This window comes from Kitasatospora sp. NPDC059146, from assembly GCF_042786665.1.
Taxonomy (GTDB): Bacteria; Actinomycetota; Actinomycetes; order Streptomycetales; family Streptomycetaceae; genus Kitasatospora.
This window is the reverse complement of the sequence record NZ_JBHZCY010000179.1, coordinates 1-15411: the sequence shown is the minus strand read 5'-3', so window position 1 is coordinate 15411 and position 15411 is coordinate 1. Positions and strand designations below refer to the sequence as shown.

General features: G+C 75.8%; 14 protein-coding genes and 1 other RNA gene. 7 read left to right on the top strand and 8 right to left on the bottom strand.

Features of this window, described 5'->3' with window-relative positions:
• Nucleotides 1–247 precede the first annotated feature (247 nt).
• The gene (locus tag ACFXPX_RS40695) at nucleotides 248–646 is read left to right on the top strand and encodes an ACT domain-containing protein (protein ID WP_375887996.1); all 399 of its coding nucleotides are present in this window, start codon (nucleotides 248–250) and stop codon (nucleotides 644–646) included.
• Between the two features lie 133 nt (nucleotides 647–779).
• A complete protein-coding gene (locus ACFXPX_RS40690; RefSeq protein WP_375887995.1) occupies nucleotides 780–1037 on the top strand; it encodes a Prokaryotic metallothionein in 258 nt (85 codons plus the stop codon).
• A 118-nt stretch (nucleotides 1038–1155) separates the two neighbouring features.
• On the opposite strand, the gene rnpB is transcribed toward ACFXPX_RS40690, so the two are convergent.
• From rnpB to ACFXPX_RS40665, 5 genes are all read right to left on the bottom strand, one after another.
• Nucleotides 1156–1553, bottom strand: an RNA gene (gene rnpB / locus ACFXPX_RS40685) — RNase P RNA component class A.
• A 13-nt stretch (nucleotides 1554–1566) separates the two neighbouring features.
• Entirely contained in the window at nucleotides 1567–3036 is a 1470-nt protein-coding gene (locus ACFXPX_RS40680) for an MFS transporter (protein WP_380644865.1), read from the bottom strand.
• Between the two features lie 97 nt (nucleotides 3037–3133).
• A complete protein-coding gene (locus ACFXPX_RS40675) occupies nucleotides 3134–4600 on the bottom strand; it encodes an RNB domain-containing ribonuclease (protein WP_380527369.1) in 1467 nt (488 codons plus the stop codon).
• Between the two features lie 96 nt (nucleotides 4601–4696).
• Nucleotides 4697–5071 (bottom strand): type II toxin-antitoxin system death-on-curing family toxin, encoded by a 375-nt coding sequence (locus ACFXPX_RS40670; RefSeq protein WP_375887989.1) that lies wholly within the window; start codon nucleotides 5069–5071, stop codon nucleotides 4697–4699.
• Nucleotides 5068–5430, bottom strand: a complete 363-nt coding sequence (locus ACFXPX_RS40665; protein ID WP_380527367.1) for a hypothetical protein — start codon at nucleotides 5428–5430, stop codon at nucleotides 5068–5070. The genes ACFXPX_RS40670 and ACFXPX_RS40665 overlap by 4 nt, the downstream gene beginning before the upstream one ends.
• Before the next feature lie 144 nt (nucleotides 5431–5574).
• Here ACFXPX_RS40665 and ACFXPX_RS40660 point away from each other — a divergent pair, with 144 nt between their 5' ends.
• On the top strand, nucleotides 5575–6039 hold the full coding sequence (locus tag ACFXPX_RS40660; protein ID WP_380644864.1) for a DUF3995 domain-containing protein: 465 nt from the start codon (nucleotides 5575–5577) through the stop codon (nucleotides 6037–6039).
• Between the two features lie 10 nt (nucleotides 6040–6049).
• The gene (yaaA, locus tag ACFXPX_RS40655; protein ID WP_380527365.1) at nucleotides 6050–6835 is read left to right on the top strand and encodes a peroxide stress protein YaaA; all 786 of its coding nucleotides are present in this window, start codon (nucleotides 6050–6052) and stop codon (nucleotides 6833–6835) included.
• An 18-nt stretch (nucleotides 6836–6853) separates the two neighbouring features.
• On the opposite strand, the gene ACFXPX_RS40650 is transcribed toward yaaA, so the two are convergent.
• From ACFXPX_RS40650 to ACFXPX_RS40640, 3 genes are read right to left on the bottom strand one after another with little or no spacing between them, the layout of a single operon-like run.
• Nucleotides 6854–8002: a bifunctional RNase H/acid phosphatase gene (locus tag ACFXPX_RS40650; protein WP_380527363.1), complete on the bottom strand. Its 1149-nt coding sequence runs from the start codon at nucleotides 8000–8002 to the stop codon at nucleotides 6854–6856.
• Between the two features lie 4 nt (nucleotides 8003–8006).
• Nucleotides 8007–8750: a zinc ribbon domain-containing protein gene (locus tag ACFXPX_RS40645; protein WP_380644863.1), complete on the bottom strand. Its 744-nt coding sequence runs from the start codon at nucleotides 8748–8750 to the stop codon at nucleotides 8007–8009.
• Nucleotides 8751–8773: 23 nt separating this feature from the next.
• Nucleotides 8774–9610, bottom strand: coding sequence for a Nif3-like dinuclear metal center hexameric protein (locus ACFXPX_RS40640; protein ID WP_380405641.1), 837 nt, complete (start codon nucleotides 9608–9610; stop codon nucleotides 8774–8776).
• A gap of 420 nt (nucleotides 9611–10030) precedes the next feature.
• Here ACFXPX_RS40640 and lanL point away from each other — a divergent pair, with 420 nt between their 5' ends.
• The 3 genes from lanL to ACFXPX_RS40625 all read left to right on the top strand — a co-directional run bounded on the left by lanL (nucleotide 10031) and on the right by ACFXPX_RS40625 (nucleotide 15314).
• Nucleotides 10031–13036, top strand: coding sequence for a class IV lanthionine synthetase LanL (gene lanL, locus ACFXPX_RS40635; protein ID WP_380644862.1), 3006 nt, complete (start codon nucleotides 10031–10033; stop codon nucleotides 13034–13036).
• Nucleotides 13033–15024 carry an alpha/beta fold hydrolase gene (locus ACFXPX_RS40630; RefSeq protein ID WP_380644861.1) on the top strand — a complete coding sequence of 664 codons (1992 nt, stop codon included), beginning with the start codon at nucleotides 13033–13035 and terminating at the stop codon, nucleotides 15022–15024. The genes lanL and ACFXPX_RS40630 overlap by 4 nt, the downstream gene beginning before the upstream one ends.
• A 146-nt stretch (nucleotides 15025–15170) precedes the next feature.
• Nucleotides 15171–15314 carry a VenA family class IV lanthipeptide gene (locus tag ACFXPX_RS40625; RefSeq protein ID WP_157882160.1) on the top strand — a complete coding sequence of 48 codons (144 nt, stop codon included), beginning with the start codon at nucleotides 15171–15173 and terminating at the stop codon, nucleotides 15312–15314.
• Nucleotides 15315–15411 lie beyond the last annotated feature (97 nt).

The following is a 15411-nucleotide window of genomic DNA, read 5'->3' as shown; positions in this document are numbered from 1 at the left end:
GGTAGTCCGGGTCCACCGGCAGGAAGGCGGCGCCGGAGCGGGCGACGGCCAGCTCGGCGGCGACCAGTTCCATCGAGCGCGGCAGGACCAGCGCCCACCTCCTCGATGGTTCCTTCGGTTCCGTCGGGACAGTCGAGTCACTGTCTCGATAGTTCGACGATATATCGGTGACTGTCGCTCGTCAACGGATACCGACACGGTTGCGACAGGCCGCGCGGGCCCGGGCGGAACGGATACGGTGACGGGCATGGCCGGTGAACGAGACCTTGCGACCCTGCTGCGCGGGATGCGCCCGCAGCTCAACCCGGGGCGGTACGTCTACTGCACCCTCCCCGCGAAGGTGCCCGCCGGCATGCGGCCGGTGGTGACCGTCGCCGAACCCGAAGGGGTGACGGTGGTGGTCACCCAGGAGGAGGCCGACGCGCTCGGGCTGCGCTACGAGTACGTGGCTGCCTGGATCACCCTGCAGATCCACTCCGCACTGGAGGCCGTCGGACTCACCGCGGCCGTCGCCGGGCGCCTCGCCGAGCAGGGCATCAGCTGCAACGTGGTGGCCGGCTTCCACCACGACCACCTGTTCGTCGCCGCCGACGACGCCGACCGCGCCGTCCGGGCACTGGAACAGCTCTCCGCCGACTCCGGCTGACCGCTCCCACCGGCCCGCCCCGGCGGCCCGCCCCGCCGGACGGGCCCGCCGGGTGGCCGCCGCCGGGCACGCCTTCGAGACTGGAGGGAGCCGCCCCGCCAGGGCCGGCCCCCACCGGAAGGAGACGGCCGCCATGGCCATCTGCGTCACCTGCGGCAACGACTACTGGCTCGCCTTCGAGATCAGGACGGTCACCGGCGACACCTACACCTTCGACAGCTTCGAGTGCGCGATGGAGAAGCTCGCCCCCCGCTGCGAACACTGCAACGTGCGCATCGTGGGCCACGGCGTCGAGGTGGCCGGCATGTTCTTCTGCTGCGCCAACTGCGCCCGCGTCAACGGCGGCCTCGGCGAACAGATCCGCGACGCCGTCGGCACCCACCCGGCCTGAACCCGGCCCCGCGACGCGCGAAGGTCCCGCGACAACGCGAAAGGGACGACGCGAAAAGGACGACGCGAAAGGCCCTCCGACCCGTTGCGGGTCGGAGGGCCTTCGGCTGTTCGAGGGGCGGAAGAGTCGGCCTGTACGCCGGGTTCTGTCACCCGGGTTGCTCGCGCGGCCCGGGGAGACGGCCATCCATCTAGGGCTGCCGTTGCCGACAGCCTCGTGCGGTCTACCCGCGAGCTCGGGCGAGCAGCCCTCGAACACTCGCGCACGGTGCCCGAGGGCACCGATCTTGACCTTGCTCCAGGTGGGGTTTACCTAGCCGGCCGGGTCACCCCGGTCGCTGGTGGTCTCTTACACCACCGTTTCACCCTTACCCACGCGCCGAAGCGGTGGGCGGTCTGTTTTCTGTGGCACTGTCCCGCGGGTCACCCCGGGTGGGCGTTACCCACCACCCTGCTCTGTGGAGCCCGGACGTTCCTCGGCGGGTCAGGGACCCGTCGCGACCGCCCGGCCGGCTCTTCCGCCGTAGTGGTCATGGTAGCCGCTCGGGCGGAGCCTCCCGAACACCGGGCCGGGCCGCCGGCGGCTCGCCGCCGAGGCGGGCGGCCACCCCCGCGGCGGTCCGGTCGGCCCAGACGCCGGTGGTGACCAGGCCGAGGACGAGGACGGCGCCGCCGAGGCCGACCAGGATCCACCAGCCGGCGTGGCTGGCCGGGGCGAAGCCGGTGGCCATCGGGCCCACCACGGCCGAGGTGACGACCGTGCCGATCACCGCGACGCCCAGCGACTGGCCGACCTGGCGGCTGGTCGAGGCGACGGCGGCGGCCACGCCCGCCTGGGAGCGCGGCATGCCGGAGACCGCCGCGTTGGTGATCGGCGCGTTGACCAGGCCGAAGCCGAAGCCGAACAGCGCGTACGCGGCCAGCAGCAGCGCGGCCGGGGAGTCGGCGCCGAGCCGGGTGAGCAGCAGGCCGCTCGCCGCCAGGCCCAGCCCGGCCACCACCAGCGGCAGGCGCGGGCCCCGGCTGCCGACGATCCGCCCGGACAGCGGCGCGCAGACCAGCATCATCCCGGCCATCGGCAGCGTCCACAGGCCCGCCTCGACCGGGCTGTAGTGCCGGACGTCCTGGAGGTAGAGGGTGTTGAGGAAGAGGAAGCCGCCCAGCGCCGAGAACGCGCAGACCGCGGTGACGGTGGCCCCGGTGAACGGCGCGCTGGCGAAGAAGCGCGGGTCCACCAGCGGCTCGGCGACCCGCCGCTCCCAGAGCGGGAAGGCGATCAGCGCGGCGACCGCGGCCGCGGCGAGGGCCAGGATCACCGGGGAGGTCCAGCCGTTGCCCGGGCCCTCGATGATCGCGGCGGTGCCGCAGCCGAGCAGGACGATCATCAGCAGCTGCCCGACCGGGTCGAGCCGGCGGGGCCGCGGCGCGCGCGACTCGGGGACGTAACGGTAGGTCAGCAGGATGGCGACCAGGGCCACCGGAACGTTGATCAGGAAGATCGACGGCCAGCCGGCGCCGTCCACCAGGAAGCCGCCGAGCAGCGGGCCGAGCGCCATCGAGATGCCGACCACGCCGCCCCAGACGCCGATCGCCCGGGCCCGTTCCCTCGAGTCGGTGAAGGTGTTGGTGATGATCGACATCGCCACCGGGTTGAGCATCGAGCCGCCCACCGCCTGCAGGGCCCGGAAGGCCACCAGCCACTCCAGGCTCGGCGCCAGGCTGCACAGCAGGGACCCCAGGGCGAAGCAGGCCAGCCCGATCCGGAACACCCGCCGGCGGCCGAAGCGGTCGGCCACCGAGCCGAACAGCATCAGCAGCGAGGCCAGCACCAGGGTGTAGGCGTCGATGATCCACTGCAGGCCGGAGGCCGGGGCGTCCAGGTCCTTCTGGATCACCGGCAGCGCGATGTTCACCACGGTGTTGTCCAGGCCGACGATGAACAGGCTCAGGCAGCAGATCGCGAGGACCAGCAGCCGGCGGCGGCGACCGGTGTCCGGCACGGCGGGTGACGGGGCAGCGGGTCCGGCGGCGGGTGCGACGGGAGGCTGGGCATCGGGCACGGACCGATCCTCCCACCCCGGGCCGGGTGAGGGGGGCTCAGACCGCGGCGAAGCGGACCGTACGGGTGGCCGGATCGGCCCGGGCGAGGCGGACGTCGATCACCCGGCCGAGCGGGAGCGGCGGCCCGCCCCCGGTGCCGTCGGCGGCGTCGCAGCGGGCCCGGACGGCGGGCTCGCGCAGCTGGACGACGCCCGAGCCGGGGCGCTTGCCGTCCACCTCGATCACCACCGCCGAGAACTCCTCGCCCTCCCGCCCCACCAGCAGCTCGGCCTCCACCAGGTCCACGCAGGCCCGTTCCACCTCGGCCGCCCGCCGGTCCCCGCTCGCCATCAGCGCCGGTACGGCCGGCAGCGCCTCGCGCGCCCAGTCCGGCACGTCCTCGCCCGCCGCGACCGCCGCGCACACCTCCTGGGCGAAGCGGTCGCCGAGCCGGCGCAGCGGCGCGGTGCAGTGCGCGTACGGGGCGGCCAGCGCGGCGTGCCCGGGCTCGGCGGGGGCGGGCAGGCCGCGGGACTCGTCGAAGGCGTGGTAGCCGGCGCCGCGCAGCAGCCCGGTGCAGGCGTTCAGGAAGGCGGCGTCCAGCGGCGCGTCCGGGTCCAGCGAGCGGATCAGTTCCGGGTACGGGAGGGCCTGCGGCCAGTCGACGTCCAGGGCGGCCGCGATCCGGCGCAGCCGCTCGTACGCGGCGGCGGGCGCGGCCGGCAGGGTGCGCAGCAGGCCGACGCCCGCGTCCAGCATCAGTTCGGCCGCGGCCATGCCGGTGAGCAGCGAGATCTGGGCGTTCCAGCCGTCGGCCGGGCTCAGCGCGCGGTAGCCGAGGACGTAGCCGTGCAGGGTCTCCTCGACCTCCTGCTCGGGCACCGGCAGGCTGATCCCGCCCCGGGCCCGCTCCTGCTCCTCGCGCAGCCGGCCGACGGTGGCGAGCAGGGCGAGCTGTTCGTCGGCGCCGCCGAGGTCCACGGCGCGCTGGACGGCGGCGTAGTCCAGTCGGCGGTGCGACCGGACCAGGGCGCGGCGCAGGTCCGCCAGCACGACGGCGCCGTCGGCGTCCAGGTCCAGCTGCCAGAGCAGGGCCGGGCGGGGTTCGCCGGGCAGCAGGCTGGCGGCGTCCTCGGAGATCCGGGCGGGGTGCAGCGGGACGCGGTGGTCCGGGAAGTAGAGGGTCTCGACCCGGCGGCGGGCCTCGGCGTCGACGGCTCCGCCGGGGCGGACGAAGGCGGCGACGTCGGCGATCGCGTAGTGCACCCGGTAGCCGCCGCCCGGGCGGTGGGTCAGGTGCATGGCCTGGTCGAGGTCGCGGGAGCCGGGCGGGTCGACGGTGAACAGCGGCAGGTCGGTGGCGTCGTACTCCGGCAGCCGGGGGTGCCCGGCGGCCTCCTCCGCCTCCGCGAGCACGGCCTCGGGCCACTCGGTGTGGATCTCCAGGCGGGTGCGGAGCTCGGTGAGCTCGGTGTTGATCCGGGCGGAGTCGACGGCCTTGACGCGCAGTTTTCGGCGAGGCATGCAGGCCAGCGTAGGGCGGACCGGGAGGTTCCGGGCGCAGGCCCCCGGCGCGTCCGCCGGCGGCCCGCGCCCGTCGGGGGCCGCGCCCGTCGGGGCTCAACGGCCCAGGAGGGACCTGAGGTCCTTGGCGGCCAGGGCGATCGCGTCGTCGTAGCCGCCGGTGGCGAGCCGCAGCACGAAGGCCACGGCGTCGTCCGGGTGCGGGTCGGTGTAGGGCTCCGCGTTGTAGTCCAGGAACAGCAGCATCGCCTCGAAGGCGGTGCGCTTGTTCCGGTCGACCAGCGGGTGGTTGCGGGCCAGGCTCTGGCCGAGGGCGGCCGCCTTGGTCCACAGGTCGGGGTAGGCGTCGTCGCCGAACAGGGTGGCCTGCGGGCGGGCGATCGCCGACAGCAGGCCGCCGAGGTCGCGGACGTTCTGCGGGCCCCCGGCGAGGTAGGTGACGTCGTCGAGGTCCAGGTACTCCGTGGTCACAGGTCCTTCAACCTCTCCAGCGTCTCGGCGTTCCCGGCGCGGATCCGGGCCACCATCGCGGCCCGGCGCGCGGCCCTGTCCTGCGGGGCCGGGTCGGCGGGCGTCGGCGGGAGCGGGTCCGCGAGCGCCTCCGGGAGCTCGGACTGGCGGACCTCGAAGGCCAGTTCGGCCGTGTCCGCCTCCGTGGCCGACCCCGTCACGCGCACCCGGCCGGCCAGCACGGCCTCGGCCGCCGCCCGCACCGCGAACTCCAGCGCCTGCCTGGTCTCCGCGGGCAGGCCGGCGGGCAGGCGCACGGGCAGGGACTCCTCCTCGGCGTCGCCGTCGCCGGGCACCAGGTCCAGGGGTCGCATGGTCATCTCGTTCACTCTCCTTCGCCGGTCACCGTAGTGGGCAACGCCGGGCCGGCCCACCGAATTGCCGCCCGGGCGGGCCGGGGGCCGGAGGGGTGTAAGGGCTCGTACGGTGGGGTCGGGCGTTGCTTCACGGAGGGGGTGCGGGCGATGGACGCGGTCAAGGCGGCCGGGGGCGTGGTGTCGGCGGGGCTGGCGGTGACGGGGGCGCTGCACGCGGTGTGGGCGGTGACGCCCTGGCCGCTGCGGACGCCGGAGGAGTTCGTGGACACCGTGGTGGGCGCGGGCGAGGGGCCGCCGCCGCCGTCGGCCTGTCTGGTGGTGGCGGGGCTGCTGGGGACGGCCTCCTACCTGGTGGCGGCGGAGGCCGGGCTGCTGCCGGCGGCGGGCCCGCGGGGGTTGCGGCGGGCCGGGTTTCAACGGGCCGGGGTGCGGACGGCGGCCGGGGTGCTGCTGGCCCGCGGGCTCACCGGGCCGGTGGTGTTCGGGCGGCTCAGCGAGCGCTCGGCGCGGTTCCGGCGGCTGAACCTGCGCTACTACTCGCCCCTGTGCGTGGCGTTGGGAGCCGGAGCGGCCGCAGTAGGGTGGCGGGGTTCGTCCGCCACAGATTGTTGAGGAGTCCGCTGTGCTGGTGCTGTTGCCGCCCTCGGAGGGCAAGGCCGCGTCCGGGGACGGCGCGCCGCTCGCGCTCGACGGGCTGTCGCTGCCGGGGCTGACGGCGGCGCGCGGCGCGGTGCTGGAGGCGCTGGTGGGCCTCTGCCGGGGCGACGAGGACGCCGCCGCCGAGGTGCTCGGCCTCACCCCCGGGCTGCGCGGCGAGATCGCCAAGAACGCCGGGCTGCTCACCGCCGGGGCCCGCCCGGCGGCCGAGGTGTACACCGGGGTGCTGTTCGACAACCTGGGGCTGGCCACCCTGGACGCCGCCGCGTACGACCGCGCCGAGCGGGCGCTGCTGGTGTTCTCCGGTCTCTGGGGCGCGGTGCGGATCTCCGACCGGATCCCGTCCTACCGCTGCTCGATGGGCGTGAAACTCCCTGAGCTGGGGGCGCTCGGTGCGTACTGGCGGGGCGTGACGGCCGACGTGCTCCCGGAGGTGGCGGACGGGCTGGTGCTGGACCTGCGCAGCTCCGCGTACGCGGCGGCCTGGAAGCCGGCCGGCGAGGTGGCCTCCCGTACGGCGACCGTCCGGGTGCTCCAGGAGCGGAACGGCAAGCGCAGCGTGGTCAGCCACTTCAACAAGGCGACCAAGGGGCGGCTGGTGCGGGACCTGCTGGTCGCCGGGGCCGAGCCGAAGACGCCGGCCGAGCTGATGGACGCGTTGCTGGCGCTGGGCCACCGGGTCGAGCTGGCGGCGGAGGGCACGGCGCGCAAGCCGTGGCAGCTGGACGTGGTGGTCACCGAGGTGCACTGACCCCCCGGGTGGGGAGGGTCAGCGCAGGTGGGAGCTGTCGTTGAGCAGCCGCAGCGAGGCGTTGCCGTCCGCGTAGTACTGGACGGCGCAGATCGAGGCGGCGGACAGCTCCATCCGGTACATCGAGTCCGGCGGGGCTCCGAGCGCCAGTCGGACCAGGGTCTTGATCGGGCTGACGTGCGAGACCACCAGCACCGTCTTCCCCGCGTACCGGGCGAGGATCTTGTCCCGGGCGACGCCGGCCCGGTGGGTGAGGGTGGTGAAGCTCTCGGCGCTGCCGGTCGGCTTGGCCTTCGCGGAACCCAGCCAGGCCGAGAGGTCGTCCGGGTACCGCTCCTGCACCTCGGCGAAGGTCAGGCCCTCCCAGTCGCCGAAGTCGACCTCGCGCAGGCCCTCCTCGTACCGGACCTCCAGGCCGAGCCGGGCGGCGACGATCTCGGCGGTCTGCCGGGTGCGGCGCATCGGGGAGGCGACGACCGCCTGGACGCTGCCGCGCGCGGCCAGGGCCTCGGCGGCCCGCTCGGCCTGCCAGCGGCCCTTGTCGGACAGCTCCGGGTCGGTGCCGCCACTGCCGGAGAAACGCTTCTCCGGGGTGAGCGGGGTCTCGCCGTGGCGCAGCAGGACGAAGGTGGTCGGGGTGCCGAGGTCGGCCGGGGCGGCCCAGCCGGCCTTGGGGGCGGGGGGCTTCGGCAGCGGCTCCTCGGCCGTGGCGGCGGCCCCGGCTTCGGCCAGGGGCCTGGGCTCCCACTGGCGCCCGTCGCGGCCGGCGTCCATCGCCTCGTTGGCCAGCTTGTCGGCGTCCTTGTTCTTCTCGCGCGGGATCCAGGTGTAGCCGACCCGGCCGCGCGGGAAGACCGCGCGCGCCTCGGCGGCGAGCGGCTGCATGTCGGGGTGCTTGATCTTCCAGCGCCCGGACATCTGCTCGACGACCAGCTTGGAGTCCATCCGGACGTCCACGGAGGCGTCCGGGTCGAGCGCGCGGGCCGCCTTGAGCCCGGCGATCAGGCCCCGGTACTCGGCCACGTTGTTGGTGGCGTGGCCGATGAACTCGGCGGCCTCGGCGACGAGCTGCCCGGTGTCGGCGTCCCGGACCACCGCGCCGTAGCCGGCCGGCCCCGGGTTGCCCCGGGACCCGCCGTCCGCTTCGACGATGAAGCGCGCCGCCACCGGATCAGGCGCCCGAGTCGGCGGTGCGGACCAGGATCCGCCCGCAGTTCTCGCAGCGGACCACCTTGTCGGCGGGCTCGGCCTTGATGGCGTTCAGCTCGGTGATCGAGAACTCGGTGCGGCAGCCCTCGCAGCGGCGCTGGTAGAGCCGGGCCGCGCCGACGCCGCCCTGGGTCTCGCGCAGCTTGGCGTACACCTTCAGCAGGTCGGCCGGGATGACGGCGGCGACGGTCTCGCGGTCGCGCTTGACCTTGTCGGCCTCGCCGTCGATCTCGGCGAACGCGGCGTCGCGGCGGCCCTCGGCCTCGGCGAGGACGACGGTGGAGTGCTCCAGGCGGGCGGTCAGCTCGTCGACCCGGGTCTTGGCGCTCTCCTGGCGCTCCATGATCTCCAGCACGACCTCTTCCAGGTCGCCCTGGCGCTTGGCCAGCGAGCCGATCTCGTGCTGGAGGTTCTCCAGGTCCTTCGGCGAGGTGATCGCGCCGGAGTCCAGCCGCTGCTGGTTGCGGGCGGAGCGGGCGCGGACCTGCTCGACGTCCTGCTCGGCCTTGGTCAGCTCGCGGGCGGTGTCGCCCTTCTGGGCCTCGGCGGCGACGACGAGGTCCTTGAGCGCGGTGTGGTCGGCGGTGGCCTTGTCGATCTCGGCGTGCTCGGGCAGGCTCCGGCGCCGGTGGGCCAGCTGGTCGAGCTTCGAGTCGAAGGCCTGGAGGTCGAGCAGGCGGATCTGGTCGGCGGGCGCGGCGTTCAAGGGGAAAGCTCCTGTGGATCGGGTCAGGCGGTGAAGGACATGGGGGCGTGCGCGGTCCACGGGTCGGTGACCCGGTGGGAGACCTTGGTCTCCACGGCCCAGCCGTGCTGGTCGGCGACGGCCCGCAGGGCGCGCTCGGCCAGGCCGAGCCAGGGCCACTCGGTGGCCCAGTGGGCGGCGTCGACCAGCGCGACCGGCGCGGCCTCGGTGGCCTCGGAGGCCGGGTGGTGGCGCAGGTCGGCGGTCACGTAGGCGTCCACGCCGGCCGCCCGTACGTCGGAGAGGAAGCCGTCGCCCGAACCGCCGCACACCGCGACCCGGCCGATCAGCCGGTCCGGGTCACCGGAGACGCGCACACCGGCGGCGGTCGCGGGCAGACCGGCGGCGACCTGCGCGGCGAAGGCCGACAGGGTCAGCGGGGGCTCCAGCAGGCCGATCCGGCCGGTGCCGCGACGGCCCAGCGGGTCGGTCGGGTCCGGCACCAGCGGGCCGGTGACCCGCAGGCCGACGGCCTCGGCCAGCGCGTCCGAGACACCGGGGTCGGCGTGGTCGGCGTTGGTGTGGGCGACGTGCAGGGCGATGCCGTTGGTGATCAGGGTGTGCACCACCCGGCCCTTGAAGGTGGTCGCGGCGACGCTGGTGGTCCCGCGCAGGTACAGGGGGTGGTGGGTGACCACCAGGTCGGCGCCCCACTCCACGGCCTCGTCGACGACCGCCTGGACGGGGTCGACGGCGAACAGCACGCGGCTGACCTCGGCCTGAGGATCACCGCAGACCAGGCCGACGGCGTCCCAGGACTCCGCCCACTGCGGGGGGTAGACCTCTTCGAGCGCGGTGATGACGTCGGACAGTTTCGGCACCTGTCGAGACTACCGTGCGCGCGGGGCCGGTCGGGCCTCGGCCGATCGGGGGACGGCGGCGGAACGGCGGCAGGCCGGTGCCGGGGCTACGGCGGGGCGGCGGCGGGCGTGCTTCGGACGCGGGTGCCGCAGGCGTACGGATGCGCGTCAACCTGCAGCTGGGGCGCGTGTCCGGGTCCCGCGCGCGCTGTACGCGCCCGCACGCCGTGCGCCCGTTACTCACAGCAGTGTTCTCGTACGAATTCGAAACCGCCCACTGATCACCCTTACGAGTGAAGTGACCGGCTCTGCGTTGAGGCTTCGGATTTCTCGAAACTAACTTCATTCCTGCGAACGGGAGTTGCCCCGGTCACCTCGGCCGGGAGCCCCTGGAGGGGGGTCGCGAGGAGCCGAGCAGAGGACGAAGGGGTGTGGTGACGCATGGGGTGGCCGGAGGCGACGCGGGCGGCCCTGGCCGGCACCGGGGGCCGGGGAGGCGACGGCGACTGGGACGTCACCGTCGGGGGCTTCTGGTGCACGGCCCGGCCGTCCGCGTCCGCGCCGTTACCGGCGCAGGGGTGGAAGCTCCACGTCAGCGCTGCCTCGGTGGTCGGTGGGGAGGTGCTCGCGGCCGTGGTCCGGGCGCTCGCCGCGGACCCGTGCAGTTTCAAGTTCGCCGCCGCCGAGGAGCGGCTGCGCGAGCTCAACTCCCGTAACAGCGACCGTGGTTCGGCGGGCAAGTTCATCACCGTCTACCCGGCGGACGACGCCCAGTTCCAGCGGCTGGCAACCGAACTGGACCGGGTGACGGCCGGGCTGCCCGGGCCGGTGGTGCTCTCCGACCGGCCGTACCGGCCCGGCAGCCGGGTGCACTACCGCTACGGCGCGTTCGCGGCCCGGGCCGAGCTCGGCAACGACGGGGAGTACCGCTCGGTGCTGCGCGGGCCCGGCGGGGAACGGGCCGAGGACGTGCGCGGCGGGTCGTACCGGGCGCCGGGGTGGGTCCGGGACCCGTTCCGCGGTGCCGACGACCCCCGCCGGCGTGGGGACGCAGGCCGGGGCGGGCGCGGCGACCGGCCCGGGGGCGGGCGCGGCGGCGGGGTGCTGCTGGCCGGGCGCTACGCAGTGACCGCCGCCGTACGGCACGGCGCCAAGGGCGGGGTGTTCCTCGGGCGCGAGGCCGCGAGCGGCGCGGAGGTCGTGGTCAAGCAGGCCCGCGCGCACATCGAGGTCGACCGCGCCGGGACCGACGCCCGCGACGCGCTGCGGCACGAGGCCGCGCTGCTCGCCCGGCTGGACGGGCAGGGGCTGGTACCGCGCGCCGTCGAACTGATCGAGCAGGACGACTCCGTCTTCCTGGTGCAGGAACGAATCGCCGGGCAGCCGCTCGGCGCCTGGGTCGCCGCCCGGCTGCGGCGCGACGGCAGCCCGGACGTCGACTGGACCGAGGCCGGACCGGTGGCGCACGGACTGCTCGACCTGGTCGGGCGGGTGCACGGCCAGGGCCTGGTGCTGCGCGACCTCTCCCCCGGCAACGTGATGGTCCGGCCGGACGGCAGCCTGCGGCTGATCGACCTCGAACTCGCCGCCGAGACCGGCCACCGGGCCGGCACGGCCGGCACCCCCGGCTACCGCGCCCCCGAACAGGGACGGCTCGCCCTCGCCGGCACCGGCACGGCCGACCCGGCCGCCGACCGCTACGCCCTCGGCGGGCTGTTCTTCCTGCTGGCCACCGGGCACGACCCGCTGCTGCCCGAGGACCTGCCGCGGGCCCGCCCGGTCGCCGAACGGCTCGGCCGCTGGCTCGACCTGGCGGCCCGCTCGGGTGCCACCGCGCGGCGGCTGGCGCCGGTGGTCCTGGGGCTGCGGGCCGAGCAGCCGGAGCTGCGGTGGAGCCTGGCGCGGGCCCGGGAGGCGCTGGGAGGGAAGGCACTGGGAGGGAAGGCTCTGGGTGGGCGGGGCGGCGGCGGAGTGCCGGGCGTGGACCCTTGTGTGGACCCCGGCGCCGTTTCGGCTCCTGCCGTGCCCGGTGCGGCTGCGAGGCCGGCCGTGTCCGCTCTGGTCGCCCCGCTGTGGCAGGCCACCCCTCGGCCGGGCACGGACGCCGATGCCCCGCCCCTCGACCGGCTGCTGCACGACGGCCTGCGGCACCTCGCCGCCGGCGCGACACCGGAACGGTCCGACCGGCTGTGGCCCGTGGTGCCCGCCGGGGAACGGACGGACCCGTGCAACGTCCAGCACGGCGCCGCGGGCGTGCTCGCCGTACTGGCGCGGGCGGCCGCGGCACCCGGCCTGCCGGCCGAGGTCCGGGCGACGGCCGCGGGTACGGCCCGGACCGCCGCGGACTGGATCGAGCGGCGGGTCGCCGCCGAGCCGGTGGTACTGCCCGGGCTGCACTTCGGACGGTCGGGAACGGCCTGGGCACTGCTCGACGCCGCCCGGGTGCTGGGCGACCAGGAGGCGGCCGAGCGGGCCGCCGCACTCGCCCGGCGGATCGCCGTCGAGTGGCCCAACCCGGACGTCTGCCACGGCGCGGCGGGCGCGGGCTTCGCCCAACTCCGCTTCGCCGGGGAGGACTTCCGCGCGGACCACGGCTTCGCCGAACGCGCCGACCGCTGCGCCCGCGCCCTGCTCGCCGCCGCGCGACGGGAACCGTACGGGACGGTCTGGCCGGTGCCGGCCGACTTCGACTCGGCGCTCGCCGGGATCACCCACCTCGGCTTCGCGCACGGCGTGGCGGGCGTCGGCGCCTTCCTGCTCGCCGCCGCCGGGGCGACCGGCGACCGCGCCCTGCGGGACGCCTGCACGACGGCCGCCCTCGACGCCGGGCGGACGCTCGGCGCCACCGTGCGGTGGAGCGAGGGCGACGGCGGCGGCGACGGAGAGCGCGACGGCCGCACCGACCGGGCCTGCGCCTGGTGGCCGCAGAGCGCCGCCGACCCCGAGCACATCCGGCTCCCGCACTGGTGCAGCGGCTCCTCCGGCGCGGGCAGCTTCCTGCTGCGGCTGTGGCGGGCCACCGGCGACACCGAGGCGCTGCGCCTCGCCCGGGCCGCCGGCCGGGCCGTCCTGGCCGGCCGCTGGCACGGCGGAGTGAGCGCCTGCCACGGCCTGGCCGGTGACGGCGAGTACCTGCTGGACCTCGCCGAGGCCACGGCCGAGCCCGAATTCCGTTCCGGGGCAAGCCGGTTGGCCCGACTGATCGCGGCCCGGAGCGCACTGCGCGACGGCCTGCTGGTCCTGCCCGACGAGACGGGCACGGGCTGCGCCGCCGCCTACGGCACCGGCACGGCAGGACCGCTGGCCTTCCTCCTCCGGCTCCGGCACGGCGGCCCCCGGCTCTGGCTGGACCCGCTCTCCCCCAGCCACCCGCTCGCTCCCCCTTGCCCGCCGACCCCCGCCCGCGACCAACTGCCGTGCGACAGCGACGGGGTGAGCGAGACGTGAACACGGCCACCCGCGCCACCACCCGGGCCCTGCGCCGGCTGAGCTTCTCCTTCGCCGCCGACGGCAGCCACGCGGCCTGCCTGGCCGCGGCCGCCGACAGCGGCTGGTACGTGGAGAGTTGGCGGCTCCCACCGGACGGCTCCCCCGCCGTACCCGCCGCGCTGCCGCTGTCCGGCAACCGGTCGGAGCAGCTGCGCTCGCAGCTCGTCGCCCTGCCCGACGGCTCGGTGCTGGTCTGCCGGCACGACGGCGAGCGGCACGACCTGGTCCGCCTCTCGCACGGCGGGAACGGCACCGTGGAACAGCAGTTGGCCTCGCTCCGGATGCCCGGACTGCGCCTGCTGCCGCTCCCGGTGGCCCCCGGCGCCGACCCGCGCACCCCGGTGGCGATCGCCCTGGGCACCGACACCCGCCCGGCGACCACCGCCTGGCTGATCCGGGCGGACGGCAGCGAGCCCGTGCAGGTCGCCGAGATCCCCGGCCTGCACGGCGGCGGCGCCTGGCTGGACCACGCGGGCGCGCTGCTCGCCCTGGACCGGGTGGTCGGCGGGCTGGTCCGCAGCGTGGTGCTGGACCTGCGCAGCGGCACCACCACCCCGCTGCTGGAGATCGGCGAGCACAGCAACGACCGGCTGGTGCTGTTCGACCCCGACAGCCGCTTCGCGATGGTGCGCAGCGACGCGCCCGGCACCGACAGGCTCGGCTGGGGCGTGCTGGGCGGCGGGGAACCACTGCGGTTCCCGGAATGCCTGCACGTCTCGGGCATGTTCCTGCGCCCGGTGGCACTGCGGCAGGCGGCGGACGGCCCGCGGGTCGCGGTGCAGATCGACCACGGCGCCGGCTCGGCGCTCGCCCTGTGGCGGCCCGCCGTCGGGCGGCTGGACCCGCTGCCGGTGCCACCCGGGCGGCTCGGCGCGGTCGGGCACTGGGACGGCGCCGGGCTGCGGATCCCGTACTCCTCGCCCGACCACCCGGCGGCGCTGGCCACCCTGGACGTGGACGCCCTGCTGGCGCACGGCCCGGCCCCCGCCGAGACCGCCCCGATGCCGCTGCCGCTGCAACTCGCGCCCCTGGGCTCGGGCCTGCCCGGCCCGTGGCGGGACACCGTCCTGCCCTGGCAGCCCGGTGCACCGCGCGTCACCCGCACCCCGCCGGCCGGCTGGCGCCTGGACGGCAGCACCCAGCCCGGCGACGGCAGCCGCTGGCAGCCCGCGCAGAGCCTCGAACTCGCGGGCCCGGCAGGCCCGTTGGAGGCCGTGGTGTACGGCGGCGACGCCTGGCTGAGCAGCCCGCACCTGGTGCTGGCGCTGCACGGCGGCCCCGCCGACGCCTGGCGGCTGGAGTTCGACCCGGCGCTGCAACGGATGGCCGCCGAGGGCCTGGCCGTGGTCGCGCCCAACCAGCGCGGCTCCACCGGCTACGGGGTGCCGCACGCGCTGGCCATCCGGGGCGCCTGGGGCGGCCCCGACCTGGACGACGTGCTCTACCTGCTGGAGGGCATCGCCGGCCAGCGGGCGGCACTCGGCCTGGAACCGCCCGCCCTGTTCGGGGTCAGCTACGGCGCCTTCCTGGCGCTGCTGGCGGCCGCGCACGCGCCGACCGAGCAGGTCGCCCGCTGCGCGGTGGTCGCACCGTTCCTGTCCGGCGCCCGGCTGATGGCCGAAGCGGCGCCCCCCGTACGGGCGTTGACCACCCGGCTGGGCGGCGGCGACCCGATCCTGGACGCCCGCGGACCGCGCGACGTGCTCCAGCTCGCGCACCGGCTGAGCGCCCCGCTGCTGGTCGTGCACGGCAACCGGGACGAGGTGGTACCGGTCGGCCAATCCCGTTCGCTGCGGCACGAGTTGCTGCGGATCGGCCGGGTCGAGGGCACGGACTTCCGGTACGTGGAGGCGGCCGGCTCCGGCCACGAGGTGCTCGCCGAGGAGGGCGCCGCCGTGCTGCACGAACTGCTGGCCGCGTTCCTGCGGACCGGCCGACCGGGCTGATCCCGCCCGGCCACCCACAGACTCCCGGGCCCGTCGAGGCCCGGGGCACCACCCCGGTGCGGCGGATGGAGGCCGCGCCGGGGGTCAACACCCGACGCCCGCAGGCAGATCGCGGCGGGCGACACCCTCAAGGGGAGGACCCGATCATGGAGAACATGGTGGACTTCGAGACCGACCTCGCGGCGCTGCAGGACCTGCCGGAGACCGAGTCCGTCGAGCTGACCGGCCACGGCAGCGGCTGCCAGTACACCTGTCTCATCCTGACCTGTCTGATCTTCACCAACAGCTGATCAGGAACGGCCCACGGGTGCCGCCCTCGCCTGTCCGGACAGGCGAGGGCGGCACCCCCCGTCCCGCACCCACCTTCCCGCACCCCCCTTCCCGCCC